Here is a 26,992-nt window from a genome sequence, read left to right as displayed (position 1 = left end):
CAGCAATAATCGTCCGGTGGCCGGGGCATGGACGCGACAAGGCGCCCGAACACAGGCCTGAAAGGGGGGAAATGGATGGCTCAGACTACCACCGAGCGCCCGCCTTCGGAATGCTTGTCCCCTACTTATTCACAAAAACATCCACAGCTATTGCACAGCCCGGTGAATTCGCGTAGCTGCCAGGGGTTGACTTGGGGCGGGGTACCTCTCTAGAATTTCCGGTTCTTTCCGTCCCATTCATACGAGAGGCCCCCAATGGCCACGAAGCGCACCTATCAGCCCAGCAACCTCAAGCGTAAGCGCGACCACGGCTTCCGTGCCCGTATGAAGACCGCTGACGGCCGCAAGATCCTGTCGCGTCGCCGCGCCAAGGGCCGCAAAGTCCTGAGCGCCTGATTGCCATGCCGCACATCGCGGCAGACGCAATCCCTTCGACAGTGAATACTGCAGACCCGCGCAAGCGATTCCCTCGCTCTGCGCGGGTTCGCACGCGTGCCGAATACTCAACGGTCTTCAACGGCGCCCGCCGTGTGTCCGATCCGCTGATGACCCTGCACTGGCTGCCGGCTGACCGGCCGGCCAGGCTGGGTCTGGCGGTTTCCCGCAAGGTTGATCCGAACGCCGTCGGGCGTAACCGGATCAAGCGCGTCCTGCGCGACATCCTGCGTCAGACACGTACCGACATCCAGCCAGGCGACTTCGTCGTCGTGGCTCGTAGTGCTGCGCGTTCCGCCAGCAACGACGAGATCCGCCAGGCCTTCCTGCGCCTGCTGCGTCGCCTGCGTGCATTGCCCGCGCCGGGCGTGGACGGCACAATGCCGCCGCCTGATGGCATCGCAACTCCTTCTTTGACCGAGCCGGCATCGCGTCCCGGCCCCGCCGAGCCTGTCCGCTGATGAACCAGACCCGCGTATTCCTCATTTTTGCCTGGCTGATGGTGGCCGTGCTGCTGTGGATGGAGTGGAGCCGTGAAAAGGCTGCTCCGACCCCGGCACCGACGACCACGTCGGCCCCGGCCGCCGCACAGAGTGTTCCGGGCGCGACCCCGGGCGCCATCCCCAGCGCGCAGGTGCCGGGTGCCCCGGGCCAGGCCGCTGCGCAGGCCCAGGCCAGCGCCACCCCGGCCAGCCAGCGCGTGACCGTCACCACCGACGTGCTGCGCCTGGTGCTGGACGGCGGCCGCGTGCTCGACGCCGAGCTGCTGCAGTTCCCGCAGACCAAGGACGAAGGCAGCCCGCCGGTCCGCCTGCTGACCGAAGACCCCGCGCATCCGTACAGCGCGATCAGTGGCTGGGCCAGCGAAGACAAGAACACCCCGGTCCCCGGCGCCGACGGCTTCAAGCTGGTCGGTGACACCCGGGACTTCGTGCTGGCCAAGGGCCAGAACGAGCTGCAGATCCCGTTCGTGTGGACCGCCGACAACGGTGTGACCATCAAGCGCACCCTGACCGTCTCGCGCAACGAGTACGCCGTGCGCTTCAAGGACGAAGTCAGCAACACCGGCGCGGCGCCGTGGAACGGCTACGTCTACCGCACCCTGGACCGCACCCCGACCATCCTGTCGCGGAGCATGACCAATCCGGATTCGTTCAGCTTCAACGGCGCCACCTGGTACGACAACGACAAGAAGTACCAGCGTCGTGCGTTCAAGGACTACCTGGAAGACGGCACGCTGAACCAGAACATCACCGGCGGCTGGCTGGCGATGCTGCAGCACCACTTCTTCACCGCCTGGATTCCGCAGAAGGACCAGACCGCCCACTACGTGCTGTCGCAGGTGGCCGGTCGTGACCTGATCGAAGCGCGTGGCCCGGCCTTCACCGTGGCCCCGGGCCAGTCCACCAGCACCGAGGCCCGCCTGTGGGTGGGCCCGAAGCTGGTGAACCAGATCGCCAAGGAAGACGTGCCGGGCCTGGACCGCGTGGTCGACTACAGCCGCTTCTCGATGATGGCGGTGATCGGCCAGGGTCTGTTCTGGGTGCTGAACCAGGTGCACAAGCTGGTCGGCAACTGGGGCTGGGCGATCGTGGGCCTGGTGGTGCTGCTGAAGCTGGTGCTGTATCCGCTGTCCGCCACGCAGTACAAGAGCGGTGCCAAGATGCGTCGCTTCCAGCCGCGCATCGCGCAGCTGAAGGAACGCTACGGCGATGACCGCCAGAAGTTCCAGACCGCGATGATGGAGCTGTACAAGAAGGAAAAGATCAATCCGATGGGCGGCTGCCTGCCGATCCTCATCCAGATGCCGATCTTCTTCGCCCTGTACTGGGTGCTGGTGGAATCGGTCGAACTGCGCCAGGCGCCCTGGTTCGGTTGGATCCAGGACCTGACCGCACGCGACCCGTACTTCATCCTGCCGGTGATCAACGTGGCAGTGATGTGGTTCACCCAGAAGCTGACCCCGGCACCGGGCATGGACCCGATGCAGCAGAAGATGATGCAGTTCATGCCGCTGGTGTTCGGCGTCATGATGGCCTTCATGCCGTCCGGCCTGGTCCTGTACTGGGTGGTCAACGGCGGCCTGGGCCTGCTGCAGCAGTGGTGGATGACCAAGCGCCATGGCGGCGAGCCGGTCCCGGCCACCACCGCGCCGGCCCCGGTCAAGAAGAAGTAATCCCGACCTGTAGAGTCGACTGTCAGTCGACTGTCAGTAGAGCAGTCGGCCAACAGTCGACCCTACTATCGGCCCAAACGACGCGAAAGCCCGCCGCAAGGCGGGCTTTTCGCATGCGGCGTTAGAATTCCCCGCACACCGTTCCTCCCATTACCGAGTCCGCCATGCCGCGTGCGTCGTCGTTCCGCCTGTTCCTGCCTTCGCTGCTGCTCACCCTGGTCGTTGCCGGCTGTGGTGACAATGACGCGAAGGCACCGGCGACCAGCGTCACCCAGCCGAGCGCGCAGGCGGCGGCGGCGGCCGATCCGGCCGCCGCACCGTTGCTGGCTGCGTTGCAGAAGCAGCTCGACGGCTACCGCCGGATCATCGTGCTGCTGGCTGACGAGGACCAGCAGTCGTCTGCCGACCGCGGCACCTCTACGCGTGTGGGCCAGCAGCTGTTCCACGATGGCCTGGAGCAGCGCACGGCGATCGCCGCGCAGTTCGACACGCTGTTGCGCGGTTCCAGTCCGCAGCGCTTCGCCACCCTCGGCACTGTGCTGGACTACATCGAGTCGGCGCCGGAACTGTTCGACGCCGATCGCCTCGCCTTCCGCGAAGTGCTGCGCGATCTGCACGAGCGCGTCGGCACCGACTCGTCGCTGCCGGCAGTGAAGCTGCACCAGCGCATCGGCGAGGACCTGGACGCGCTCGATGAGATCGAGCGCAACTACAACCAGGAACTGACCCGCATCTTCAGCCGCTTCGAACGCACCCGTGCCATCGAACTGAAGCGTGAGAAGTGGGACGACTACATCGCCCACCTGCACAAGGACTACCGCCGCGACGCGATCCTGCGCGACTACGGGGTGATCGAGCCGTACCCCATGTCGATGAAGGACAGCGACCGCGAGATCTTCGGCCGCGACCTGCCGCCGAAGACCGTGGTGCTGACCTTCGATGACGGCCCGCACAAGGCCTATACCGATGAAGTGGTGGCCATCCTCAAGCGCTACGACGTGCCGGGCGTGTTCTTCGAAGTGGGACGCAACCTGGGCAAGGTCGAAGCCGACGGCAAGGTTACCCTTGGACCGATGGCGAAGATCAGCCGCAGCCTGATGGAAGAGGGCTATGCGGTCGGCAACCACAGCCTGACCCACGCCCAGCTCTCGCGCACCACCGGTGATGCGCTGCGCCAGCAGGTGCTGGACACCGACACGTTGCTGAAGGATGTCGACAGCAAGCGCGCGCCGCTGTTCCGCTTCCCCTATGGCGCGCGCAACACCGAAGGCCTGCAGCTGCTCAACGAAGCCGGACTGAAGTCGATCATGTGGAACATCGATTCGATGGACTGGGCCGACCCGGTGCCGGAATCGATCGTGCAGCGCGTGCTCGACCAGGTGAACAAGGAACAGCGCGGCATCATCCTGTTCCACGACATCCACGACCGTGCGGTGAAGGCGCTGCCGCAGATCCTCGACCGGCTGATTGCCGATGGCTACCAGTTCGCAGGCTGGAACGGCCGCGACTTCACCGTCGCCCGCGCGCGGAAGGGTGACTCCAGCGCCGCCACCGTCACCACCGGCTACGAGAAGTCGTGGGCGATCGTGGTCGGCATCGACAATTACGCCAGGTGGCCAAAGCTGGAATACGCCAGCCACGATGCGCAGGCGGTGGCCGATACCCTGACCGGGCAGTTCGGCTTCCCGTCTTCGCAGGTGATCGTGCTGAAGAACGAGCAGGCCACACGCAACAACATCCTGGCCGCCTTCCACGACCGCCTGGCCGATGACCGCACCGGAAAGAACGACCGCGTGTTCGTGTTCTTCGCTGGCCATGGCGCCACCCGCCAGCTCGCCTCCGGACGCGACCTGGGCTACATCATTCCGGTGGATTCGGACCCGAAGGAGTTCGCCACCGACGCCATCGCGATGACCGACATCCAGAACATTGCCGAGAGCATGCAGGCCAAGCACGTGATGTTCGTGATGGATGCCTGCTACAGCGGCCTCGGCCTGACCCGTGGTGGCCCGTCGTCGTCCTCGTTCCTGCGCGAGAACGCACGTCGCAGCGCACGGCAGATGCTGACCGCCGGCGGCGCCGACCAGCAGGTGGCCGACGCCGGCCCGAACGGCCACTCGGTGTTCACCTGGGTGCTGCTGCAGGCGCTGGCCGGCAAGGGCGATCTCAACGGCGATGGCCTGATCACCGGTACCGAACTGGCCGCTTACGTGGCGCCGGCCGTCTCAGCCGTTTCGCACCAGACCCCGGCCTTCGGCAGCCTGCCGGGTTCGCAGGGCGGCGAGTTCGTGTTCCAGGTGCCCGACAGCCAGGAATTCCTCAACGCCGATACGCGCCAGCTGACTGCCGATGCGATCGCGCTGAACAACAAGGTGGATGCCGCCAGCGAAGCCAAGGGTGCCCAGGCGCCGGTGACCGTGGCCGATCTGCAGGGCGGCAAGGCCAAGCTGGTGGTGCCCACCGCCGGTCCGGCCTCCGACCGCCAGCGCGCACAGCAGGCCAATGACCGCGGCCTGCAGTTGTATCGCGAGAAACAGTACGACGAGGCGGCTGCGCAGTTCACCGAGGCACTGAAGCTGCGCCCGGACTTCGCCCAGGCCGCCAACAACCTCGGCTTCGTCTATTACCGCCAGCAGCGTTTCGCCGAAGCCGCGCGCTGGCTGGAGAACACGCTGAAGATCGACCCCTCGCGCGCCGTGGCCTATCTCAACCTGGGCGATGCCTACTTCAACGCCGGCGACAAGGCCAAGGCGAAGCAGGCCTACACCACCTATCTGGCGCTGCAGCCGCAGGGCAGTGGTGCCGCGCAGGCACGGGCGCAGCTGGAGAAACTCTGAGCCATGAATGATGCAATCCGCACCGATACCATCGTGGCCATCGCCAGTGCCCCCGGCGCGGGCGGTGTCGGCCTGCTGCGCCTGTCCGGCCCGCGTGCGGCCGCCATCGCCAATGAATTGGGTGCGCCCACGCTGCGCCCGCGCCACGCGCACTACGCACGCCTGCGCGACGCCGATGGCGAGGTCATCGACGATGGCATCGTGCTGTGGTTCCCGGCACCGAACAGCTTCACCGGCGAAGAGGTGGTGGAACTGCAGGGCCATGGCAGCCCGGTGCTGCTGCAGCAACTGGTCGCGCGCTGCATCGCGCTCGGTGCGCGCCAGGCGCGGCCGGGTGAGTTCAGTGAGCGCGCGTTCCTCAACGGCAAGCTCGACCTGGCCCAGGCCGAGGCCATCGCCGATCTGATCGCTGCGGGCGACAACCGCGCCGCGCGCGCGGCACGTCGCTCGCTGGATGGCGTGTTCTCGCGTCGCATCGACGCCGTGGTCGAGCAGCTGGTGCTGCTGCGCATCCATGTGGAAGCGGCCATCGACTTCGCCGACGAACCGCTGGATACCCTCGGCGGCGCGCAGGTACGGCGTGGCCTGGAACAGGCGCGCAGCGACCTGGCCCTGCTGCGCCGCGACGCTGAACGTGGCCGCCGCCTGCGCGATGGCCTGCATGCCGTGTTGATCGGTCCGCCGAATGCCGGCAAGAGCTCGCTGCTGAACGCACTGGCCGGCAGCGAACGCGCCATCGTCACCGACATCGCAGGCACCACCCGCGACACCCTGCGCGAGACCATCCGCCTGGACGGACTGGAGCTGACCCTGGTCGACACCGCCGGCCTGCGCGACGGCGGCGACGCCATCGAACGTGAAGGCATGCGCCGCGCCCATGTGGAAATCGAGCGGACCGACCTGGCCCTGATCGTGCTGGATGCGCGTGATCCTGCAGCCGGTGAAGCCGCGCTGGGGGATGCCGTGGCGGCGGTGCCGCACAAGGTCTACATCCACAACAAGTCGGACCTGCTGACGGCGTTGCCGGCGCTGGATGATCCGGACCGCGTGTTCGTTTCGGCCGCCACCGGCGCCGGCCTGGAAGACCTGCACGCGCGCCTGCGCGCGATTGCCTCGGCCGGGGCGGGCGAGCAGGTGGACGGCGAGTTTTCCGCACGAACGCGGCATGTGGATGCGATCGAACGCGCGCAGGAACACGCACAGCGCGCCGATGGCGAGCTGGCCCATGAGCATCTGGAACTGGCCGCCGAGGAGCTGCGGCTTGCCCATGATGCATTGGGCGAGATCACTGGGCAGATGAGCGCCGATGACCTGCTGGGAAGGATCTTCTCCAGTTTCTGCATCGGGAAGTAACTGTAGAGCCGAGCCCGTGCTCGGCTGTTCTACCCGTCAGCCGAGCATAGGCTCGGCTCTACAGGTGCAGGCTTCCCCCACCTGTCACATTGCCGCCGCATACTGACACCCATCACATACCGCTTGGGGAAGTCGCAGTGAAGTCGTGGGGTTGTGCGTTGCTGTTGTCGCTGGCCGTGGCACCATCGGTGGCCATGAGTGCTGAATCCTCCACCCCGGCCGCACCCAAGGTGTCGGTCTACGGCCACCGCGGCGCAAGCGCGCTGTTGCCGGAGCACACGCTGGCGGCCTACGCCCAGGCCATCGCCGACGGCGCCGACTACATCGAGCCGGACCTGGTGATGACCAGGGACGGGGTGATGGTGGCCCGCCACGAGAACGAGATCAGCGGCACCACCGACGTGGCCGCGCATCCGGAATTCGCCAGCCGCCGCACCAGCAAGGTCATCGACGGGCAGAAGGTCGACGGCTGGTTCACCGAAGACTTCACCCTGGCCGAGCTGAAGACCCTGTACGCACGCGAGCGCCTGCCGGAGCTGCGCAGCACCGCCTACGACGGCCAGTTCCGGATCGCCAGCCTGGACGAGATCCTGGCCTTCCTGGTGCAGCAGGCCGGCCGCGCCAACCGTGGCATCGGCCTGGTACCGGAGATCAAGCACCCGACCTACTTCCAGTCGATTGGCCTGCCGATGGAAGACAAGCTGCTGGCCGCACTGCGCGGCAACGCGTATACCAACGTCGGTCCGGTCACCATCCAGTCGTTCGAGACCGCCAACCTGCGTTACCTGCGCGGCAAGATCCCGCGTGGCAGCAACATCCGCCTGCTGCAGCTGTTGTGGAAGGGCGATACCCAGCCGGCCGACATCGCCAAGGCTGGTGGAAAGCTGACCTACGCGCAGATGATGACCCCGGCCGGGCTGAAGGACATCGCCACCTATGCCGACAGCATCGGCCCGGAGCTGCGCTCGATCATTCCGCTGGATGACAAGGGCGCACTGGGCACGCCAACCACGCTGGTGCGCGATGCGCACGCAGTGGGGCTGATGGTGATTCCGTACACCTTCCGACCGGAGAACCATTTCCAGGCCAGCAACCTGCGCAAGGGTGCCGACAACGCGCGCAACGCCGAAGGCTCGATCGCCGAAATGCGCGCCTACCTGGCGACCGGCATCGATGCGTTCTTCACCGATGATCCGGCGCTCGGTCGGCAGGCGGTGGATGGAATGGGCGCGGCGCGTAACGCGGCGGACTGACCCGCGCGGGTCCGCGTGCCCTGGTAGGTGCCAACCTTGGTTGGCACGCGACAACCGTGCCGACCAAGGTCGGCCACCACCGGGCCATGAAGACGCCGGATGGGGTGAGAGCCCCTTCGGGGGATCCGACCCCGTCTCCGATCAACCGCGCGGGTCGTCCGGGCGGCGGAACGGGATCACCACGTAGTCCTGCCCCTCGCGCGGCTGCCACAGCACCGGTACGCGATGCGGTGCCGGCGGCTCCAGCTCGTCGTCGGCCAGCGGCTCGACCTCGTCCTCTTCGTCTTCCCAGCTGTAGCGCTGGCGTGGCGGCAGTGGATCGGCGTTGCGGAACAGCAGCGCGGCGATGATTCCGGCGAAGGCGCCGCCCATGTGCGACTGCCAGGACACGCCGTCGGCATGCGGCAGGACGGTCATCAGCATACCGCCGTAGAACAGCATGCCGATCAGGCCGGTAGCGATCGCCGCGCGGTCGCGGCGCAGCAGGCCCAGGCTGGCCAGCAGGAACATCAGGCCATGGGTCACGCCACTGGCGCCCAGGTGCACGCTGCCGGGGTTGCCCAGCATCCACGCGCCCAGGCCCGAACCCAGCCACAGCAGGGGCAGCGCGCGTACGGTGGCTTTCGGATACACGCTGCCGGCCAGGGTGCCCAGGATCAGGATGGCGATGCTGTTGGCGGCGATATGCTCGACCGAGGCATGCAGCATCGGGCCACCGACCAGGCCGAGCAGGCCCTTCGCTTCCAATGGCGCCACGGCCCACGGCCGCCAGTCGAAGGTGCCCTGCAGGGCGAACACGGCCACCAGCACCAGCACCGCGGCCAGGCTGACATTGAACGCCCGCAGGATGCGCGAGCGGTCATTGCGGGGGGCCGGCATGTCGCCGGCGGGCAGGGGCGCGTTGTTGTCCATACCTCAGCAATGGCGGTGACTGGCACGAAACCAAGGCCACCGCAGCGGGAGAGTGGAAACGGCCGGCGGGACAATCCCACCGGCCGTGCCGTTCAACGGGTCAGGCTCAGGCCTGGCCTTCGCCTTCCTTCGGCGGGTACATCAGGCTCAGCACCACGGTGGCGGCGATGATCACCGCGACCACGCCCAGCGACACCGGGGTCGGGATCTTGAACAGGTCGATGATCATCATCTTGATGCCGATGAAGCCCAGCACCAGGGCCAGACCGTACGGCAGCAGGTGGAAGCGGTCGGCCATGCCGGCCAGCAGGAAGAACATCGCGCGCAGGCCCAGCACCGCGAACACGTTGGAGGTGAGCACGATGAACGGGTCAGTGGTGATCGCGAAGATCGCCGGGATGCTGTCCACGGCGAAGATCACGTCGGTGACTGCGATCAGGATCAGCACCGCGAACAGCGGGGTGAACCAGCGCACGCCGTCGCGCTTCACGCTCAGGGCGTTGCCGGCGTAGTCCGGCAGCAGGCGCAGGTGCTTGCGCATCCAGCGCAACGCCGGGTTGGTTTCCAGATCCGGCTCCTGGCCGGCGGCGAACCACATCTTCCAGCCGGTGAACAGCAGGAAGGCGCCGAACACGTAAAGCAGCCAATGGAACTGGCTGATCAGCACGCTGCCGGCGAAGATCATGATCGTACGCAGCACGATCGCGCCCAGGATGCCGATGATGAGCACCTTCTGGCGCTGCTCCTCCGGCACCGCGAAGTAGCTCATGATCATGAGGAAGACGAAGATGTTGTCGACCGCCAACGCCTTCTCGACCAGGTAGCCGGTCAGGAATTCGAGGCCGACCTTGTTGGCCACGACCTGACCGGCGGTCTCATTCAGGTAGTACCAGAGGCCGGCATTGAACAGCAGGGCCAGCGCGACCCAGCCGATGGACCACCACAGCGCCTCCTTGAAGGTGACCTTGTGCGGTCCACCATGGCGCATCAACACGAGGTCGACCAGCAGGGCGATGACCACCACCGCTGCGAAGCCGCCCCACAACCACACGTTACCGATCGTCTGCATTGGGAATGTCCGTTGGAAAGATGAATGCCAGGCCGGACGGCGAGGATCTGCAACGGAGGATCGGAAGGGGATCCAGGGACAGAGCTTCGCCAGTACGGCGAAGGTCTCGCTCGCAGTCCCAGTCGGCTGGAACTGCCGTTGCACCGGAGCCTGCGGGCTCGAAATGACGGCGACAACGTCTGGGAGCTACTCCCCTTCTGGCGCCGATTCTGCCGTCTGGGCGGGCTGCCGTCAAATGGGGCCCGGGCGGGGCCGGAACCCCAATGGAGTCAGAGCCCCTGCGGGGATCCGACCCCGGCGGCCGGTTTACAATAGGTGGATGAATACCCCCCTTCCGATTGTCCGCCTCAAGAATGCGTGGCGTTCCAGCCACCCGTGGATCTTCCAGAAACTGGTCGAGAAGCCGACCGTCCGGCCCAAGCCCGGTTCCATCGTCGACGTCGTCGGCATCGATGGTGAGTTCATTGGCCGCGGGTTCTACAACGGGCACTCGCGCATCGCCGTGCGCATCCTCGAAACCGATCAGAACGTGCCGGTCGATGCCGGCTGGTTCTCGCGCAAGATCGCCCAGGCGGTGTCGCTGCGCCGTGAGGTGCTCAAGCTCGATGCGGTCTCCGATGCCTGGCGCGTGGTGCACAGCGAAGGCGACGGCCTGTCCGGCCTGGTGGTCGACCGCTACGGCGACCTGGTGGTGGTCGAGTTCTTCGCCGCCGGCATGTTCCGCCACCGCGAGTGGATCTACGACGCGCTGCGCGAGCAGTTCCCGGGTTGCCGCTTCCACAGCTTCGCCGACGAGCACGTGCAGAAGCAGGAAAGCTTCGACTTCCATGGCAACACCACCACCGAAGCGTCGGTGATCACCGAGTACGGCATCAAGTTCCGCGCCGACCCGGCCGGTGCGCACAAGACCGGCTTCTTCGCCGACCAGCGCGAGAACCGCGAATGGCTGAGCCAGCAGGTGGAAGGCAAAAGCGTGCTGGACCTGTGCTGCAACACCGGCGGTTTCGCCGTGTACGCGGCGGCGCGCGGTGCCTCGGAAGTGGTTGGCATCGACATCGATGAAGACGTCATCCAGATCGCCAAGGGCAATTCGCGCCTGAACAACGTGCGCCCGAAGTTCGTCCAGTCCGACATCTTCCCGTGGCTGCGCGATGCCGCCAACCGCGGCGAGCAGTACGACGTGGTGATCCTGGACCCAGCGAAGATGACCCGCGACCGCGACCAGGTGATCACCGCGCTGAAGAAGTACCTGGACATGAACAAGCTGGCGCTGGGCGTGGTCAAGCCGGGTGGCCTGTTCGCTACGTTCTCCTGCACCGGCCTGGTGGCCGAGGACCAGTTCCTCGACATGCTGCGCCGCGCGGCCTATTTCTCCGGCCGCACGATCCAGATCCTGAAGGTGGCCGGCGCCGGTCCGGACCATCCGTTCATGGCCCACGTGCAGGAATCGCGTTACCTGAAGGCCGTGTTCTGCCGCGTGGTGGATTGACCGCGTGACCGCCGATCTCTGTAGAGCCGAGCCCACGCTCGGCTGATCGGCCTGGCAGCCGAGCATGGGCTCGGCTCTACACAACCAAGACCGCCCATGCGCAAAGCCGACCGCCTGTTCCAGCTGGTCAACCTGATCCGTGTGCGCCAGCCGGTGACCGCCGCCGTGCTGGCGGCGGAACTGGGCCTGTCGGTGCGCAGCATCTACCGCTACGTCGATGATCTGTCCGTGGCCGGCATCCCGCTCTATGGCGAGGCCGGCATCGGCTATCGCCTTGATCCCGGTTTCGAACTGCCGCCCCTGAGCCTGGATGCGGCAGAAGCCGAGGCACTGCAGCTGGCCGTGGAGATGCTGGCCTGCAGTGGCGCGGGCCACCTGCAACCTGCGGCGCGTTCGCTGCTGCACAAACTGCAGGCGGCCATGCCCACGCGTGCGACCAGCCCACGCACTGCCCGCGCGCTGCGCGCCATACCCGTGTCGCTGCCGTGCTGGCAGCCACTGCATACGGCCATCGCCGACGGCCGCAGTGTGCAGCTGCGATATCGCACGTTGCAGGGCGCATCGAGCGAGCGGACCGTGCACCCGCTTGGCCTGTTCCACTGGGGCCAGCACTGGACACTGGGCAGCTGGTGCGCGCTGCGCCAGGACTACCGCGATTTCCGCCTGGACCAGATCGAAGCCCTCGCCGAAGCAGAGGGGCTGGACCTGCCGGCGCAGGTCGGTCTGGAAGCCTATCTGCGCTACCAACAGCGGGCCTGGGCGCTGCGCGGCCACTGACACCCCGCTGGCAGCAGGGGCTGCGCAGACTGCGCGCTCCTCCCACAACGGGCATCTCCATGCACCCTGCTTCTTCCGTCCTCGAACTGGCCGTGTTCACCGTCAAACCGCACGCCCGTGCCGACATGCCGATGCTGCGTGAGCGGCTGCGCGCGGCCATCGCGCAGTTTCCCGGTCTGATCGACTACCAGCCGTTCTCGCCGATGGACGGCGACGACCGCTTCGTCGACATCGCCCACTGGAAGGACCTGGCCAGCGCGCAGGCGGCGGCACAGGCGTTCGCCGGTGGTGATGCGCGCTTTGCACCGTACATGGCCGCCATTGATGAGCTGCAGCTGATGCAGCACTTCCTGCCGGGTTGATCGACGCCTGGCACCCGTCTGTCAGTGCCGGGCTCATGCCCGGCCCTACAAAAAGGCCGGGCGCAGCGCTATGGTCGGGCTCTTCCCAATGCCGGTGAAAGCCCCATGCCATCGTTGCGTCAGCTGTCCGTCGTGCTTGCCCTGGCGCTGAGTGCGCCGCTGTCCGCCCACGCCATCGAGTTCAGCGCGCAGGAGCTGGCGCGGGCCAAGGCCCTGCAGCAACGCCTGGTCACCCTCGACAGCCATCTGGATACGCCGGCCAATTTCGGCCGCACCGGATTCGACATCGAACAGCGCCACGACCGCAACGCCCTTTCGCAGGTGGACTACCCACGCATGGTCGAAGGTGCGCTGGACGGTGGTTTCTGGGCGATCTACACCGACCAGGGGGACCGCAGCGCCGCTGCGCACATGGCCGAACGCGACCACGGCCTGCAGCGCCTGATGGAAATCCGCGAAATGCTGGCCGCCAATCCCGAGCGCTTCGCACTGGCGCTGACTGCCGATGACGCGGCGCGGATCAAGGCCGCCGGCAAGCGCGTGGTCTACATCAGCATGGAAAATGCCAGCCCGCTGGTGGAAGACCCGAGCCTGCTGTCGTTCTACCACCGCGCCGGCCTGCGCCTGCTCAGCACCGTGCATTTCGCCAACAACGAGTTCGCCGATTCGGCCACCGACCCCAAGGGCGCGGAATGGAAGGGCCTGAGCCCGGCCGGCAAGGAGCTGGTGCGGCAGGCGGTGAAGCTGGGCATCGTGATCGACCAGTCACATGCCTCGGACGCGGTGTTCGATGACCTGCTGGCGATGATGCCGGTGCCGTTCGTGCTCTCGCACAGCTCGGCCAAGGCGGTCTATGACCACCCGCGGAATCTCGACGATGCGCGCCTGCGCAAGCTGGCCAAGGCCGGTGGCGTGATCCAGGTGAACGCCTATGGCGGCTACCTGATCGATACGGCGAAGACGCCCGAGCGCAAGCAGGCCGAAGAAGCGCTCAGCAAGCAGCTGGGCGGCTGGGAAGGCATGGGCATCGAGCAGGGTGTGGCTCTGCTGAAAGCCGAACAGGCGCTGGACCACGAGCACCCGGTGCGCCATGCCAGCCTGGACGACTTCTTCGCCCACTTCGAGCACATCCTCAAGGTGGTCGGCCCCGAGCACGTGGGCATCGGCCTGGACTGGGATGGCGGCGGTGGCCTGAGCGATCTGCCCGATGTCAGCCAGCTGCCGAAGATCACCGCGTGGCTGCTGCGCAAGGGCTATACCGAGCAGCAGATTGCCGGCATCTGGGGCGGCAACCTGCTGCGGGTGATGCGCCAGGCGCAGGAGTACGCGGCAAAGCAGGGCGGTTGACCACCCTGCGGTAGGGCCGGCCAACGGCCGGCACTACCGGTGAACCGGTTATTTGGCGATCAATGCATTGCGGCGGCTGTACAGGAAGTACAGCACCAGGCCGACCACGTTCCACACCAGGAAGTACAGCTGGGTGGTGTGCGGCAGGCTGATGAACAGGTAGATGCAGCCCAGCGCGGCCAGCGGGCCGACCACAAAGGCCAGCGGCGTGCGGAAGGTACGCGCACGGTCGGGTTCGCGCAGGCGCAGCACCACCAGGCAGATGCCCACCGCGGTGAACGCGGCCAGGGTGCCGGCGTTGGCCAGTGCCGCGATCTCGTCCAGGCGCGCCACGCCGGCCAGCGCCGACACCACCACCGCGGTGAACAGCGTGGTCGCCACCGGTGTGCCGGTGCGGGCGTTGACCTTGGACAGGCCACGCGGCAGCAGGCCATCGCGGCTCATCACGAAGAAGATGCGGCTCTGGCCGTACAGGAAGGCCAGCAGTACGGTCGGCAACGCGATGATCGCGATCACGCCGATCACCATCGCCGCGGTCGGATGGCCCAGCTGGCGCATGATCAGGGCGAGCGGCTCGGCGCTGTGTCCGAACACCGCGTAGCTCATCGCACCCACGGCGGCCAGCGCCACCAGCACGTAGACGATGGTGCAGCCGATCATCGAGCCGATGATGCCGATCGACAGGTCGCGGCCCGGGTTCTTGGTTTCCTCGGCGGCCGTGGAGATCGCATCGAAGCCGTAGAAGGCGAAGAAGATGATCGCCGCTGCTGCCATCACGCCGTGCTCGACGCCGTCAGGGCCCATCGATTTGGCGAACCCGTATGGCATGAACGGCTGCAGGTTGGCGCTGTCGAAGGCGGGCAGGGCCACGGCCACGAAGATGGCCAGTGCGATCAGCTTGAACACCACCAGGATGGCGTTGAGCGTGGCGCTTTCCTTGGTGCCGGCCATCAGCATGCCGGCCACCAGCCAGGTGATGATGATCGCGGGCAGGTTGATCATGCCGCCTTCCACGTGCGGGCCGGCCGCAAGCCAGGCCGGCAGGTGCACGTTCCAGCCGAACTGGGTGTGCACCCATTCGAGGAAGCCGACGAAGTAGCCGGACCAGCCGACCGCCACCGTACTCACCACCAGCGAGTACTCCAGGATCAGGCTCCAGCCCACCACCCAGGCGAACACTTCGCCCAGCGCGCTGTAGCTGTAGGTGTAGGCACTGCCGGCGGCCGGCATCATCGTCGACAGCTCGGCGTAGGAGAGCGCCGCACAGGCGCAGACCGCACCGGCGATGGCGAAGGAGATCAGCACGGCCGGGCCGGCCAGGTTGGCACCGACGCCGATCAGCGTGTAGATGCCGGTACCGACGATGGCGCCGATGCCCAGCGCGATCAGGTGCGGCCAGCTGAGCGTCGGTATAAGGCGCCTGCCGGCTTCGTGGACGGTGACGGAATCTAGGGACTTGCGCCGGAACAGGGACATGCAGGCCTCGGAAGGGGTGACTGAGAACGACAAGTTCCCGAGTGTGACCGAACGCAGCGCAGCATTGCCACTGACGGGGGTCATGCATGGCGGGGCGCGCGCTGCGCCCCGGCCAGGCTGCCGGAATCGGCACAATCCGGCGGCAGCCACCCATGTGCGTTGGTCCCGGCCGCTGCTATGACTCGATGTTGGCCATGCCACTGACCGAATAGCGTTCACCCGCGGCGGCATGCAGCGGGAAGGCGGCATCCAGTGCGTCCAGCGTGGCCGCATCCAGTTCCACCTGCAACGCACCGAGGTTCTCGTCCAAGCGTGCCCGCCGCGTCGTGCCCGGGATCGGTACGATGTGCTCGCCGCGCGACAGCACCCAGGCCAGCGCCAGCTGCGAGGCGGCGATGCCGCGCTCGGCGGCCAGCGCCTGCACGGTACCCGCCAGTGCCAGGTTGCGCTGGAAGTTCTCGCCTTCGAAGCGGGGCGAGGTACGCCGGTAGTCGTCGGCGTCGAAGTCATCCGGGCTGCGGATGGCGCCGGTCAGGAAGCCACGGCCCAGCGGCGAATACGGCACGAAGCCGATGCCCAGTTCCGCCGTGGTGGCCAGCACGCCGTTCTGTTCCGGCTCGCGCGACCACAACGAGTACTCGCTCTGCACGGCGGTGATCGGGTGCACCGCGTGCGCCCGGCGGAGGGTGGACGCGGAGGCTTCCGACAGGCCCAGCCAGCGCACCTTGCCCTGTTCCACCAGGCGTGCCATCGCACCCACGGTGTCCTCGATCGGCACGGTCGGGTCGACGCGGTGCTGGTAGTACAGGTCGATGTGGTCCACGCCCAGGCGGCGCAGGCTGGCCTCGCAGGCGGCCTGCACATAGTCCGGGTGGCCGTTGACCTGCCGCGCCTTCGGGTCGGCCGGGTCCAGGCCGATACCGAACTTGCTGGCCAGGAACACCTGGTTGCGGCGGCCGGCAATCGCGCGGCCGACCAGCACTTCGTTGGTGTGCGGGCCATACACATCGGCGGTGTCGAGCAGGGTCACGCCACGGTCCAGCGCGTGCCGGATGACGGCGATGCCGTCATCGTCACTGCCGCGGCCGCCGTAGTAGGCGCTCATGCCCATGCAGCCCAGGCCGAGGGCGGACACGGTGGGGCCGGCGGGGCCGAGAGTACGGGTCTTCATGTGGATCTCCTTGGGGGAAGGCGCCATGCCGGGATGGGCAGTGGCGAGGGGCACAGGATCCTCCACGCCATCATGTGGATAAACTGCGTTCCACCGGACTTACCTTGAAGGCTGCCTTCACAATGGATGCCTCCGTCCCCCTCACTGCCGTGGTCGCCTTCGTCCACGTGGCCGAGCACGCCAGCTTTACCCGCGCCGCCGATGCGCTGGGCGTGTCGACCTCGGCGCTGTCGCAGAGCGTGCGCGCGCTGGAAGCGCGGATGGGCGTGCGGCTGCTGCAGCGGACCACGCGGCGGGTCAGCCTGACCGAACACGGCGCGCGTTTCCTGCAGCGCGTGCGCGGCGGCCTGGACCAGATCGACCAGGCCTTTGCCGAACTGGACAGCGCACGCTCGGTGCCTGCCGGGCGGCTGCGCGTGACCCTGCCGCGCATCGTCGCCGATCGCATGGTGCTGCCGCGGCTGCCCGATTTCCTTGCGCGTTACCCGCAGGTGCAGGTGGAACTGTGCGTCGACCCCGCGCTGACCGATCTGGTGGCCGAGGGCTTCGACGCCGGCATCCGCCTGGGCGAATCACTCGCACAGGGCATGATCGCGGTGCCGGTCGGGCCACCCGAGCGGCAGGTGGTGGTGGCCACGCCGGCCTATTTCGAACGCCATGGCATGCCGCAGACCCCACATGACCTGCAGGGCCACACCTGCATCGTGCATCGCTTGGCCAACGGCCGGCTGATGCCGTGGGAGTTCAGCCGCGAAGGCCACGACCTGGAGGTGGAAGTGAGCGGGCGGCTGGTGTTCAACGATGCCGGTGTTGCCCATCATGCCGTGCTGTCGGGTCTGGGCATGGCCCAGGGGTTCGCCTCGCTGATGGCCGACGACATCGCCGCCGGGCGACTGCAGAGTGTGTTGCAGGACTGGCAGCCGCCGTTCCCCGGCTTTCACCTGTACTACCCCGCGCGCGAGCAGATGGCGCCCAAGCTGCGGGTGTTCATCGACCATCTGCGGGCGGAGATGCACGACCGGTAGATGCCAACCTTGGCTGGCATGCTTCAATCGATCACGCGCGCCGCTACGCCTCCCGGCCAACGGCAGCCCTCTTCCTGCCAGGCCTCGGGGTCATCGTGGAAGGCGGTGGTGCGGCCGTCGCGGGCGCGTTCGTAGCTCAGGTCCAGCACCAGCGCGCCCTGGGTGCTCAGCCGGTAGCGGCCGTTGAGGCGCCCGTCGATGCGCTCTTCCCAGACGCTGTCGAACTGGTAGGGGCGATCTTCGGCCAGGACCGTGGTCTCCATCGAAACCCGGCGCAGGGTCAGGCGCTCACGCTGGCCGGCGTAGCGCACGTCGGCGCCGCCACCCGCCAGCCAGCGCCATTCCAGATGGATGCGGTCATTGCGACCACCGCTCAGGCAGCGATGGTCCTGCACGGTGGCGGCCGAGGCAGTACCGGCCGTCAACAGCAACGCGCCGACTGCGGCCCGCCAGGCCTTCACCCGTTCAGCCCCAGCCGGATGCCGAACCCCACCAGGAACAGGCCGGCCACGCGGCGCAATGCATCGCTGACGCGCGGATGCTGGATCAGCCGGCGGCGGGCCAGGTTGCCCACACCGATCAGCATCGAGCAGTAGGCGATGCTGACCACCAGGATGATCCCAGCCAGCGCCGCGAAGGTGGCGATGCCCTGGTGCGCCTTCGGATCGATGAACAGCGGCAGGAAGGCCATGTAGAACAGGATCGCCTTCGGGTTGAGCAGGCTGACCAGGATCGCCTGCTGGAAATAGCGGCCCGGCTGCATGCGGATCGGGCCAGCGTCACCAGCCTCGTGCTTCGGCGTGCGCAGCAGGCCGATGCCCACCCACACCAGATAGGCCGCACCCAGGTACTGCACGGCATGGAACACCAGCGGATTGGCTTTCAGCAGCGCAGCCACGCCGGCCAGCGCCAGCCACATCAGGATCTGGTCGCCGACCAGCAGGCCGGCCAGTGCTGTGTAGCCACCGCGCACGCCGCCTCGGCCGGTGGCGGTCAACAGGGTGAAGGTGCCGGGGCCGGGCAGGGCGAGGAAAACCAGCACGGCGACCAGAAACGTCCACAGGTCCTGGATGCCCATCCACGGCATGGCGGTGTTCTCTGTTACGGGGGGCTGCCATTGTCGGCCAGCGCCGGGACTGGCGACAGGGGGCCGGCGAGTCCATCGGGCATGCCAGACAGCAGCGGTTGCAGGTGCTGGCGCAGCTGCGCGTGCAGCTGCCGTACCGCCGGCGAGAACTGCTTTCGGTGCGGGCACACCAGCTGCAGCGGAATGTGGCTGCCAACGCCATCGAGCAGCAGCTGCAGGCGGCCGGCCAGCACGTCTTCGCGCAGGTCCAGCCAGGATTTGTAGGTGATGCCTTCTCCCGCCACCGCCCAGCGCCGCACCACATCGGCGTCGTCGCAGACCAGCGGGCCGCGCACCGGGATCACGGTGCGGCGCCCGTCGACCTCGAAGGACCAGCGATCGTAGGCGCGGCCACTGAGCTGGTAGACCAGGCAATCGTGCTCGCGCAGTTCCTCCAGGCGCACAGGCGTGCCCCGTCGCTGCAGGTAATCGGGCGAAGCCGCGAGGACACGACGGTTGCCTTCGAGCAGGGGCAGGGCGACGTAGTTGGCGTCGTCGAAGTGGCCGATGCGGATGGCCACGTCGACCGGGTCGCGGAACACGTCGGCCACTTCGTCGGACAGGCGCAGGTGCAGGCGCAGCCGTGGATGAGCGGCCCGGAACGCGCTCAGCCACGGCAGCAGCAGGTTGCGACCGAAGTCCGACGGCGCCGACAGCTGCAGCGTGCCGTGCAGTTCGGCGTCCTCGCCCTGCACGCGGGCCCGCCCTTCGCGCAGGGTAGCCAGCACCTCCTGCGCATACGGCAGGTACAGCGCGCCCTCGCCGGTCAGGCGCAGGCTGCGGGTGGTGCGCACGAACAGGCGCAGGTCCAGTTCGCGTTCCAGCCGCGCTACGGCAGCAGCGACCTGGCCGGGTAACAGATCGGCCTCGCGCGCGGCCTGCGAGAAGCTGCCCAGTGCGGCCGTGCGGACGAACAACTGCAGGTCGTCGAAGCGGATCATCTTCATTGCCGGAGTGAAAGTGCTGCCCGATTCTGCGCCTTTCTGAGTGGCCGTGCGCGGTGCAACCTGTCCGCTCCTTCCCCACTGGACCGCTGCCATGCGCGCCATTGCCTACACCCACGCCGGCCTGCCGATCGAAGATGCGCAGGCCCTGATCGACATCGAACTGGACCTGCCGCAGCCCGGCCCGCGCGACCTGCGGGTGGCGGTACGCGCGGTGGCGGTGAACCCGGTCGACACCAAGGTCCGCCGCGGCGTGGCCACCGACGGCCCGCGCGTGCTGGGCTGGGACGCAGTCGGCATCGTCGACGCCGTGGGCAGCGAAGTGACCCTGTTCCAGCCGGGCGATGCGGTCTACTACGCCGGCGTGATCGACCGGCCGGGCAGCAATGCCGAGTACCAGCTGGTGGACGAGCGCAGCGTCGGCCGCAAGCCGGCCAGCCTCGACGATGCCGCCGCTGCGGCGCTGCCGCTGACCGCGATCACCGCCTGGGAGCTGCTGTTCGACCGCCTGCGCATCCCCGAGGGCGGCGGAGAGGGTCAGACCCTGCTGGTGATCGGTGCGGCCGGTGGTGTCGGCTCGATCCTGGTGCAGCTGGCGCGGAAGCTGACGAAGCTGACCGTGATCGGCACCGCTTCGCGTCCGGATACCCAGGACTGGGTCTACGCGATGGGCGCGCACCACGTGATCGACCACAGCCTGCCGCTGGCCGAGGGCCTGGCACGCCTGGGTATCAGCGAGGTGCAGCACGTGGCCAGCCTGACCCATTCCGACCAGCACTACGCGCAGATCGTGGAGCTGCTGGCGCCGCAAGGCCAGTTCGGCCTGATCGATGACCCGGGCCAGGTGGATGTGATGGCGCTCAAGCGCAAGGCGCTGTCGCTGCACTGGGAGTCGATGTTCACCCGCCCGCTCTACAGGACCGCGGACATGCAGCGCCAGCATGAGCTGTTGAACCGGGTGGCCGAGCTGATTGACGCCGGTGTGCTGCAGACCACGCTCGGTGAGCACTTCGGGCGCATCGACGCGGCCAACCTGCGGCGCGCGCACGCGCTGCTGGAGAGCCATCGCGCCAAGGGCAAGATCGTGCTGGAAGGCTGGTAAGACCAGACCCGTCCTGTAGAGCCGAGCCCACGCTCGGCTGCCGTTCGGGCATGGGCGTCAGCCGAGCGTGGGCTCGGCTCTACAACGCTTCATCACCGCATGGCGTGGATCCGCCGTGTCGACCAGGGGCGACACCTACCAAGAGCTGGCGAAGCCGTCCGCTACGCCACGCCATTGTCGACGTGTTCCGCAAAACCGGGCTGCTGGCGCAGGCGCTTGAACCAGGCATCCACGCGGGCCAGCACAGGCTTGTTGCCCGGTGTGCTGCGCCAGCGCTGGGTCGACAGCCCCAGCACGACATCAGCGAGGGTGAAGGTGCTGCCCGCCACGTAGCCATCGGTGGCGGCCAGCTGTGCATCAAGCACCCCCATCAGCCGGTTCCACTGCGCCAGGCTGGCCTCGGCGCGGGCGTCATCCGGGTAGTCCGGGTGTTGCCGTACCCGCGCCATGAACACGTGGCGCCAGGCACTGTTGAGGTCGCTGGCCTGCCAGTCCATCCACTGCTCCACCCGCGCACGGGCCTGCGCCGCAGCAGGCAGCAGGTCGTCACGGCCGGCGAGCACGGCCAGGTAGCGGCAGATGCTGTTGGACTCCCACAGCACGAAGTCACCATCGCGCAGCACCGGTACCTGCCGGTTCGGATTCAGTGTGGCCACCAGGTCTGCCGGTGGCGCAGGCTCGTGGTGCAGGGGCAGATCCAGCCCCGCGCACAGCCACAGCACCTTGCGCACATTGATGGAGGTGGGCTTTCCGTACAGAGCGAGCATGGTTCCGGCGCAGCAGCTGAGACTCCGCCAGCCTACACTTGTGCCATGCAAACCGAATATCTGCTCATTGGCGGCCTTCTATTGGCCGTGCTCATCCTGCAGCTGGTCGCCCTGCTGCGCCGTCCACCGCATGACCGCCTGGAACAGGCGGTGCGCGAGGAGGCACGCGCCGGGCGCAGCGAACTGCGCGAACAGCTCGATGGTTTTGCCCGCGCGCTGACCGACCTCTCCACCCGCACCGACCAGCGCCTGGACCTGCTGCGCGAAGCCTTGGGTGAAGACGCCCGCAAGGCGCGCGCCGAAGCCGCCGACAGCCAGCAGCGCGGCGCCGCGTTGATGGGACAGCGCCTGCAGGAACTGCGTGGCCAGCTGGAAACCTTCGGCCAGCAGCAGGAAGCGCGCATCCACGCGTTCGGCCAGCAGCTGCAGGAGCTCACCGGGCGCACCGACACCCAGCTTGGCGCGCTGCGGCAGACATTGGTGGACGATGCGCGCAAGGGCCGTGAGGAAGGTGCGCAGTCGCAGCAGCGCCTGACCGAAAGCCTGGGCCTGCGCCTGCAGGAACTGACCCAGCGCAACGAACAGCGCATCGCCGAAATGCGCGCCACGCTGGAAGAACAGTTGCGCGCGCTGCAGAACGACAACGCACAGAAGCTGGAGCAGATGCGCCACACCGTGGACGAGAAGCTGCAGTCGACGCTGGAAACGCGCCTGGGCAACTCTTTCAAGCTGGTGTCCGAGCGACTGGAGCAGGTGCAGCGTGGCCTTGGCGAGATGCAGCAGCTGGCCACCGGCGTCGGCGACCTCAAGCGCGTGCTGACCAACGTCAAGAACCGCGGCAGCTGGGGCGAAGTGCAGCTGGAGAACATCCTCGAGCAGACGCTTACCCAAGAGCAGTACGCACGTGCGGTGAAGGTGCGGCCGGACAGCGGTGAAATGGTCGACATTGCCGTACGCCTGCCGGGGCGCAGCAGCGATGACACGCCCGTGTGGCTGCCGATCGACTCCAAGTTCCCGCGCGAGGACTACGAACGGCTGCTGGATGCGCAGGAACAGGGGGACGCAGAGGGCGTGCGCCTGCAGGGCATCCAGCTGGAGCGCGCGGTGCGCGTGCAGGCCAAGTCGATCTGCGACAAGTACATCGCGCCGCCGCACACCACCGACTTCGCGGTGATGTTCCTGCCCACCGAAGGCCTGTACGCCGAAGTGATCCGGCGCCCGGGCCTGGTCGACCTGTTGCAGCGCGAGCATCGCGTGGTGGTGGCCGGGCCGACCACCGTCACTGCCCTGCTCAACAGCCTGCAGATGGGCTTCCGCACGTTGGCCATCGAGCAGCGCTCCAGCGAAGTGTGGAGCCTGCTGGGAGCGGTGAAGAGCGAGTTCGGCAAGTTCGCCGGCATCCTGGAAAAGGCCGAGAAACAGATCACCACGGTCGGCCGCAGCATCGGCGAGGCCAGCCGCAAGACGCGCACCATCGAACGACGCCTGCGTGGCGTGGAATCGTTGGCGTCCGAACAGGCGCAGTCGCTGCTGGGTGATCTGGCCGAGGGCGATGGGGCCGGCGAGGACGAAGGCAACGACGGCGACGAGGCCTGAGCCACGCTGACACGCCGCCTGCATCGCCGATGCGTATGCTGGCGGCCTGTCCGCTTCGATCAGGTACCGCCATGCGCCTGCGCCTCTGCTCCAGCCTTGTCCTGACTGCGCTGCTTGCCGCCTGCAGCAGTGCGCCGCCGGCCGTGGACGTGGCGGCGCAGACCGGCACTGCGGCCAGCCCCGAAGCCGCCGAGGCCTACCAGGAGGCACGCGACGTCGACTGCCAGGCGGCCGGTGGCACCCTGCAGCGGCTGGGCCGGCTGCAGCGCGAGCAGTGCGTGATTCCCTACGCCGATGCCGGCAAGGCCTGCAGTCGCAAGAGCGACTGCACGGGCCAATGCCTGGCCAGCGGCGAGGTGGCCGCTGGCAGCGTCGCCACCGGTACCTGCCAGCGCGATGTCAGCCAGAACTTCGGCTGCCGCCAGCGCATCGAGGACGGCAAGGCGCAGGGCACGATCTGCGTGGATTGAAGATGTCCTGTAGAGCCGAGCCCATGCTCGGCTGCCCTGCAATGAGCCGAGCGTAGGCTCGGCTCTACAACAGTGCGCGCGGCGCTATGCTGGTGGGCCATTCCCCGCCGTAGCCGGAGCCCCCGCGTGAGCACCCCGATCCAGGACATTTCCCTCACCACCATCGACGGCCAGCCGTCCTCGCTTGCCGACTACCAGGGCAAGGTGCTGCTGCTGGTCAACGTGGCCTCCAAGTGCGGCCTGACCCCGCAATACGAAGGCCTGCAGGCGCTGTATGCGGAAAAGCACGCGCAGGGCCTGGAAGTGCTGGGCTTCCCCGCCAACAACTTCCTCGGCCAGGAGCCGGGCAGCGAGGCGGAAATCCAGCAGTTCTGCCAGCTCACCTACGACGTCAGCTTCCCGATGTTCTCCAAGATCAGCGTGGCCGGTGACGACACCCACCCGCTGTACCAGCAGCTGATCGCCGCTCAGCCGCAGTCGATCGGTGAAGGCCCGTTGCGCGAGCGCCTGGCCAGCAAGGAGATCCCGATCCACGCAGCACCGGCGGTGCTGTGGAACTTCGAGAAGTTCCTGGTTGGCCGCGACGGCAAGGTCCTCGCGCGCTTTGCCCCGGACGTGGCGGCCGATGACGCGCGCCTGCGCGAAGCCATCGAGGCCGCCCTGGCGGCCTGATCGGCCGGGGCCGGATCCCTTTCCACGGGAAAGGGCTCCGACCCACCCCGCAGCGCCCAAAGAAAAACCCCGCCGAGGCGGGGTTTTTCATGCACCGATCAGCGAGCTCAGTGGGTCCACTGCGGCATCGGCATCGCATCGACCGGAATCGGCGAGTTGGCATCGTCGTGGCCACGGTCGCGCTTGCTGCGCAGATCGTTCTCGATCTGGTAGTTGCGGCGCTGCATCCACGCATCGCGCACCAGCGAGTACTCGTCCACCGCGGTGTCACGCAGGTCGTCGATCGCCAGCAGCTGCGCGCGGGTGTCGACCAGCTGCAGGCCCTGCAGGCCGATGCGGACCTTGTCCTCTTCGATGCGGCGGATCGGTGACAGCGGGATGTCACCGGCCAGGCCGAACACATCGCGCACGGTACGCGGGCCGAAGAACGGCAGTTCCACGTAGCGCGAGCGACGCCAGCCCCACACGCCCAGGGTCTGGCCGAAGTCTTCATTGCGACGCGGCACCATCGCCTTGCTGGCCGGATCGAACAGGCCGCCGATGCCCAGCGTGCTGTTCATCAGGAAGCGGCCCAGGCTGTCCCAGGCATCGGCACCACGGCCCTGCAGCAGCTGGTTGGTGATGGTCACCGGCGCGCGCAGGTTGCTGAAGAAGTTGCTGACGCCCGTGCGGGCGAAGCGCGGCACGACGTGGGTATAGGCGGTCGCCAGTGGGCGGGCGATGCCGCGGTCGACCGCGTTGTTGAACGTGTGGACCTTGCGGTTGAACGGTTCCCACGGGTCGTAGGCCGCCGCGCTGCCGGTATTGCCGGCGCCGCCATAGAGGGCATCGAAGTCATCATCGCCGCCCGGTGCGGTGGCCGCTGCGGTCTTCGCTGCATCGGCACTGGCCGGGGCCGGGGTTGGCGCTGCAGCGGTGGCGACCGGCGGGGTGTTCACCGGGGCCACCGGGGCGACGTCGGCCACGCCGGTGTCAACGGGCGCCGCCTCGGCCGGAGCGCTGGCCGGGACCAAGGTGCTGGCGGACGGCGCCTCGCTGCGTGCGGGCTTGCCGGCACAGGCGGTCAGCGCGGTGGCCAGGACGATCAGGGGGAGAGTGCGTACGACGTTCATGTCAGCTCGCAGCAGAAGTTGCGTTGAAATCCAGGTCGGGCGACAGCCGGTAGGCCGCGCTCAGCTCGTTGTAGCCGGCCGGCGCGCCGGAGATCGCCAGCGGGTGGCCGGCCTTGCGCGCACGTGCCGCCAGTTCGGCCAGCAGGGCCAGGCCGGCGCTGTCCACGCGCTCGACCTCGCCCAGCTCCAGCCGTGCCAGCTTTGCCGGCAGGGCCTGCAGCTGCGGCCACAACGCGATCACCGCGGCACGGTCGAGTACCCCGCGCAGGCGCAGGGTGTCGCCTTCCAGCAGCGCCAGCGCGTTACTTGCCATTGCCCGCAGGGCCGGCCTGCATGCTGCCGTTGTGCAGCTCGGTGGCCACCTGCTTGATGCCCTTCTGGCGCAGCGGGGTATCGAACTGGTTGCGGAAGGTCTGCACGTAGGAGATGCCTTCGATGTTGACGTCGAAGATCTTCCACTGGCCGTTCACGTTGCGCATCCAGTACTCGACCGGGGTCGGTTCGTTGCCGGCACGCACCAGCTCGGTGCTCACGCGCACGCCGCGGTTGCCCGGCAACGGGCTTTCACCCTTCAGGCGGAAGCTCGGCTTGCCCTGGATGTTGAGCAGGGTCGAGCCGTAGCGCTGCATCAGGCTGTCGGCCATGGCATCGGCGAACAGCTTGATGTCCGCGTCGGAGGCGCCGCGGGCGTGCGGGCCCAGCACCAGGCGCGCCGCGTAGTCGCGGTCGAAGGTGCGGGTCAGCTCGCTGTCGATGTAGCTGCGCAGGCTGGCCGGGTTGCTGGTGAACTCGCTCTTGCGCTGCTGCAGGGTGGACAGGATGCGGCTGCTGGCATCGATCACCACCTTGCCGGCCTGGCCCTGCGTCGCGGACGCCGCGGGGGCGGCGGCCTGGGCCTGGGCCAGGAGCGGCGTAGCTGCCAGCAGCGCCGAGGCGAGCAGGGCCGGGATCAGTTTCATCTTCATGGTTGCGGTTCCGTTGCAGGCGCCTGCGCGCCATCGTTGGGCTTCTGGCCTGCGCCGCCACCGGCGCCGCCACTGAACATGTACTTGCCGACCAGCTGGATCAGGTCCACGGCTGGCTGGGTGAAGACAATCTCGTCGCCGGCCTTCAGCACGTCCGGATCACCGCCCGGCTGCAGACCGATATAGCTCTCTCCGAGCAAACCACTGGTGAAGATGCCGGCCGAGGTGTCCGCCGGCAGGTCCTTGACCTTGCTGTCCATGCGCAGGGTCACGATGGATTCGAACTTCACCGGGTCCAGGTCGATCGAGGCGACCTGGCCGACGGTAACGCCGCCGATCTTCACCGGGGCCTGCTTGCGCAGCTGGCCGACCTGGGAGAAGCGTGCTTTCAGCTCGTAGCCGTCGCTGCCCCAGCTCCAGCGCTGGTTGGTCGAGGCCACGGCCAGCACCATCAGCGAGGCCAGGGCCAGCAGCAGGAAAGCGCCGACGGAGAATTCGAGTCTGGGACCGCGGATGGCCATGTGGATTACCTGATCGAGTCGTGGTGGCCGCGCGC

26 protein-coding genes and 1 pseudogene are annotated in these 26,992 nt (G+C 67.6%); 15 read left to right on the top strand and 12 right to left on the bottom strand.

All coding sequences use genetic code 11. The annotated features are described in order from the left end of the window. The first annotated feature begins 255 nt into the window (after nt 1-255). From rpmH to QP512_RS20310, 6 genes are all read left to right on the top strand, one after another. Nucleotides 256-396, top strand: a complete 141-nt coding sequence (rpmH, locus tag QP512_RS20335) for a 50S ribosomal protein L34 (RefSeq protein WP_005411729.1) — start codon at nt 256-258, stop codon at nt 394-396. A gap of 5 nt (nt 397-401) precedes the next feature. Beyond that, on the top strand, nt 402-896 hold the full coding sequence (rnpA, locus tag QP512_RS20330; protein WP_125429104.1) for a ribonuclease P protein component: 495 nt from the start codon (nt 402-404) through the stop codon (nt 894-896). After that, nucleotides 896-2,611, top strand: a complete 1,716-nt coding sequence (gene yidC / locus QP512_RS20325) for a membrane protein insertase YidC (protein WP_286070447.1) — start codon at nt 896-898, stop codon at nt 2,609-2,611. The genes rnpA and yidC overlap by 1 nt, the downstream gene beginning before the upstream one ends. 164 nt (nt 2,612-2,775) lie before the next feature. Then, the gene (locus QP512_RS20320; protein ID WP_286070446.1) at nt 2,776-5,448 is read left to right on the top strand and encodes a polysaccharide deacetylase family protein; all 2,673 of its coding nucleotides are present in this window, start codon (nt 2,776-2,778) and stop codon (nt 5,446-5,448) included. Between the two features lie 3 nt (nt 5,449-5,451). Then, nucleotides 5,452-6,801, top strand: coding sequence for a tRNA uridine-5-carboxymethylaminomethyl(34) synthesis GTPase MnmE (mnmE, locus tag QP512_RS20315; RefSeq protein WP_286070445.1), 1,350 nt, complete (start codon nt 5,452-5,454; stop codon nt 6,799-6,801). A gap of 137 nt (nt 6,802-6,938) precedes the next feature. Beyond that, nucleotides 6,939-8,054 carry a glycerophosphodiester phosphodiesterase gene (locus QP512_RS20310; RefSeq protein WP_286070444.1) on the top strand — a complete coding sequence of 372 codons (1,116 nt, stop codon included), beginning with the start codon at nt 6,939-6,941 and terminating at the stop codon, nt 8,052-8,054. Nucleotides 8,055-8,195: 141 nt separating this feature from the next. Here QP512_RS20310 and QP512_RS20305 read toward each other — a convergent pair whose 3' ends face one another. Together QP512_RS20305 and QP512_RS20300 are read right to left on the bottom strand one after the other, a co-directional pair. Beyond that, nucleotides 8,196-8,966 carry a rhomboid family intramembrane serine protease gene (locus tag QP512_RS20305; protein WP_286070443.1) on the bottom strand — a complete coding sequence of 257 codons (771 nt, stop codon included), beginning with the start codon at nt 8,964-8,966 and terminating at the stop codon, nt 8,196-8,198. Between the two features lie 106 nt (nt 8,967-9,072). Then, complete coding sequence (locus QP512_RS20300) at nt 9,073-10,035, bottom strand: TerC family protein (RefSeq protein WP_286070442.1); 963 nt, start codon at nt 10,033-10,035, stop codon at nt 9,073-9,075. A 319-nt stretch (nt 10,036-10,354) separates the two neighbouring features. On the opposite strand from QP512_RS20300, the gene QP512_RS20295 reads away from it, so the two are divergent. The 4 genes from QP512_RS20295 (at nt 10,355) to QP512_RS20280 (ending at nt 14,010) form a co-directional block, all read left to right on the top strand. Further along, entirely contained in the window at nt 10,355-11,524 is a 1,170-nt protein-coding gene (locus QP512_RS20295) for a class I SAM-dependent rRNA methyltransferase (RefSeq protein ID WP_010487449.1), read from the top strand. Between the two features lie 96 nt (nt 11,525-11,620). Continuing rightward, entirely contained in the window at nt 11,621-12,301 is a 681-nt protein-coding gene (locus QP512_RS20290; RefSeq protein ID WP_285318740.1) for a YafY family protein, read from the top strand. Nucleotides 12,302-12,393: 92 nt separating this feature from the next. Beyond that, nucleotides 12,394-12,663, top strand: coding sequence for an antibiotic biosynthesis monooxygenase (locus QP512_RS20285; protein WP_285318739.1), 270 nt, complete (start codon nt 12,394-12,396; stop codon nt 12,661-12,663). Nucleotides 12,664-12,768: 105 nt separating this feature from the next. Further along, nucleotides 12,769-14,010, top strand: coding sequence for a dipeptidase (locus tag QP512_RS20280; protein WP_286070441.1), 1,242 nt, complete (start codon nt 12,769-12,771; stop codon nt 14,008-14,010). 48 nt (nt 14,011-14,058) lie between these two features. On the opposite strand, the gene QP512_RS20275 is transcribed toward QP512_RS20280, so the two are convergent. Continuing rightward, nucleotides 14,059-15,486, bottom strand: coding sequence for an amino acid permease (locus tag QP512_RS20275; protein WP_286070440.1), 1,428 nt, complete (start codon nt 15,484-15,486; stop codon nt 14,059-14,061). Between the two features lie 175 nt (nt 15,487-15,661). Then, nucleotides 15,662-16,657 carry an aldo/keto reductase gene (locus QP512_RS20270; RefSeq protein ID WP_286070439.1) on the bottom strand — a complete coding sequence of 332 codons (996 nt, stop codon included), beginning with the start codon at nt 16,655-16,657 and terminating at the stop codon, nt 15,662-15,664. A gap of 122 nt (nt 16,658-16,779) precedes the next feature. On the opposite strand from QP512_RS20270, the gene QP512_RS20265 reads away from it, so the two are divergent. After that, a complete protein-coding gene (locus tag QP512_RS20265; RefSeq protein WP_286070438.1) occupies nt 16,780-17,682 on the top strand; it encodes a LysR family transcriptional regulator in 903 nt (300 codons plus the stop codon). A 23-nt stretch (nt 17,683-17,705) separates the two neighbouring features. Here QP512_RS20265 and QP512_RS20260 read toward each other — a convergent pair whose 3' ends face one another. Genes QP512_RS20260 through QP512_RS20250 form a run of 3 tightly spaced genes read right to left on the bottom strand, consistent with a single transcriptional unit; the run spans nt 17,706 to nt 19,755 of the window. Continuing rightward, complete coding sequence (locus QP512_RS20260) at nt 17,706-18,143, bottom strand: hypothetical protein (protein ID WP_286070437.1); 438 nt, start codon at nt 18,141-18,143, stop codon at nt 17,706-17,708. Then, nucleotides 18,140-18,769, bottom strand: a complete 630-nt coding sequence (gene leuE / locus QP512_RS20255; RefSeq protein ID WP_286070436.1) for a leucine efflux protein LeuE — start codon at nt 18,767-18,769, stop codon at nt 18,140-18,142. Before leuE ends, QP512_RS20260 begins: the two co-directional genes overlap by 4 nt. Nucleotides 18,770-18,783: 14 nt before the next feature. Beyond that, on the bottom strand, nt 18,784-19,755 hold the full coding sequence (locus QP512_RS20250) for a LysR family transcriptional regulator (RefSeq protein WP_286070435.1): 972 nt from the start codon (nt 19,753-19,755) through the stop codon (nt 18,784-18,786). Nucleotides 19,756-19,846: 91 nt separating this feature from the next. Between QP512_RS20250 and QP512_RS20245 the strand changes: the two genes are divergently transcribed. Next, the gene (locus QP512_RS20245) at nt 19,847-20,854 is read left to right on the top strand and encodes a zinc-binding alcohol dehydrogenase family protein (RefSeq protein ID WP_286070434.1); all 1,008 of its coding nucleotides are present in this window, start codon (nt 19,847-19,849) and stop codon (nt 20,852-20,854) included. Between the two features lie 161 nt (nt 20,855-21,015). On the opposite strand, the gene QP512_RS20240 is transcribed toward QP512_RS20245, so the two are convergent. Beyond that, nucleotides 21,016-21,621 (bottom strand): glutathione S-transferase N-terminal domain-containing protein, encoded by a 606-nt coding sequence (locus QP512_RS20240; RefSeq protein ID WP_286070433.1) that lies wholly within the window; start codon nt 21,619-21,621, stop codon nt 21,016-21,018. 45 nt (nt 21,622-21,666) lie between these two features. Here QP512_RS20240 and rmuC point away from each other — a divergent pair, with 45 nt between their 5' ends. From rmuC to QP512_RS20225, 3 genes are all read left to right on the top strand, one after another. Further along, entirely contained in the window at nt 21,667-23,217 is a 1,551-nt protein-coding gene (gene rmuC / locus QP512_RS20235; RefSeq protein ID WP_286070432.1) for a DNA recombination protein RmuC, read from the top strand. 71 nt (nt 23,218-23,288) lie between these two features. Then, the gene (locus QP512_RS20230) at nt 23,289-23,687 is read left to right on the top strand and encodes a hypothetical protein (protein ID WP_197619875.1); all 399 of its coding nucleotides are present in this window, start codon (nt 23,289-23,291) and stop codon (nt 23,685-23,687) included. A 126-nt stretch (nt 23,688-23,813) separates the two neighbouring features. Beyond that, complete coding sequence (locus tag QP512_RS20225; RefSeq protein ID WP_049429202.1) at nt 23,814-24,359, top strand: glutathione peroxidase; 546 nt, start codon at nt 23,814-23,816, stop codon at nt 24,357-24,359. 107 nt (nt 24,360-24,466) lie between these two features. Here QP512_RS20225 and QP512_RS20220 read toward each other — a convergent pair whose 3' ends face one another. The 4 genes and pseudogenes from QP512_RS20220 to mlaD form a co-directional block, all read right to left on the bottom strand. Next, complete coding sequence (locus tag QP512_RS20220; RefSeq protein ID WP_286070431.1) at nt 24,467-25,471, bottom strand: VacJ family lipoprotein; 1,005 nt, start codon at nt 25,469-25,471, stop codon at nt 24,467-24,469. 1 nt (nt 25,472) lies between these two features. Beyond that, complete coding sequence (locus QP512_RS20215; protein ID WP_286070430.1) at nt 25,473-25,784, bottom strand: STAS domain-containing protein; 312 nt, start codon at nt 25,782-25,784, stop codon at nt 25,473-25,475. Continuing rightward, nucleotides 25,774-26,436 carry an ABC transporter substrate-binding protein gene (locus QP512_RS20210; protein ID WP_286070429.1) on the bottom strand — a complete coding sequence of 221 codons (663 nt, stop codon included), beginning with the start codon at nt 26,434-26,436 and terminating at the stop codon, nt 25,774-25,776. The genes QP512_RS20215 and QP512_RS20210 overlap by 11 nt, the downstream gene beginning before the upstream one ends. A gap of 56 nt (nt 26,437-26,492) precedes the next feature. Next, nucleotides 26,493-26,957: pseudogene (mlaD, locus tag QP512_RS20205) on the bottom strand (outer membrane lipid asymmetry maintenance protein MlaD); the annotation flags it as partial. Nucleotides 26,958-26,992: the final 35 nt, after the last annotated feature.

Source organism: Stenotrophomonas sp. 57, from assembly GCF_030291075.1.
Taxonomy (GTDB): Bacteria; Pseudomonadota; Gammaproteobacteria; order Xanthomonadales; family Xanthomonadaceae; genus Stenotrophomonas.
Note: the sequence above shows the minus strand (reverse complement) of the source record. Positions and strands in the feature narration are given on the sequence as shown.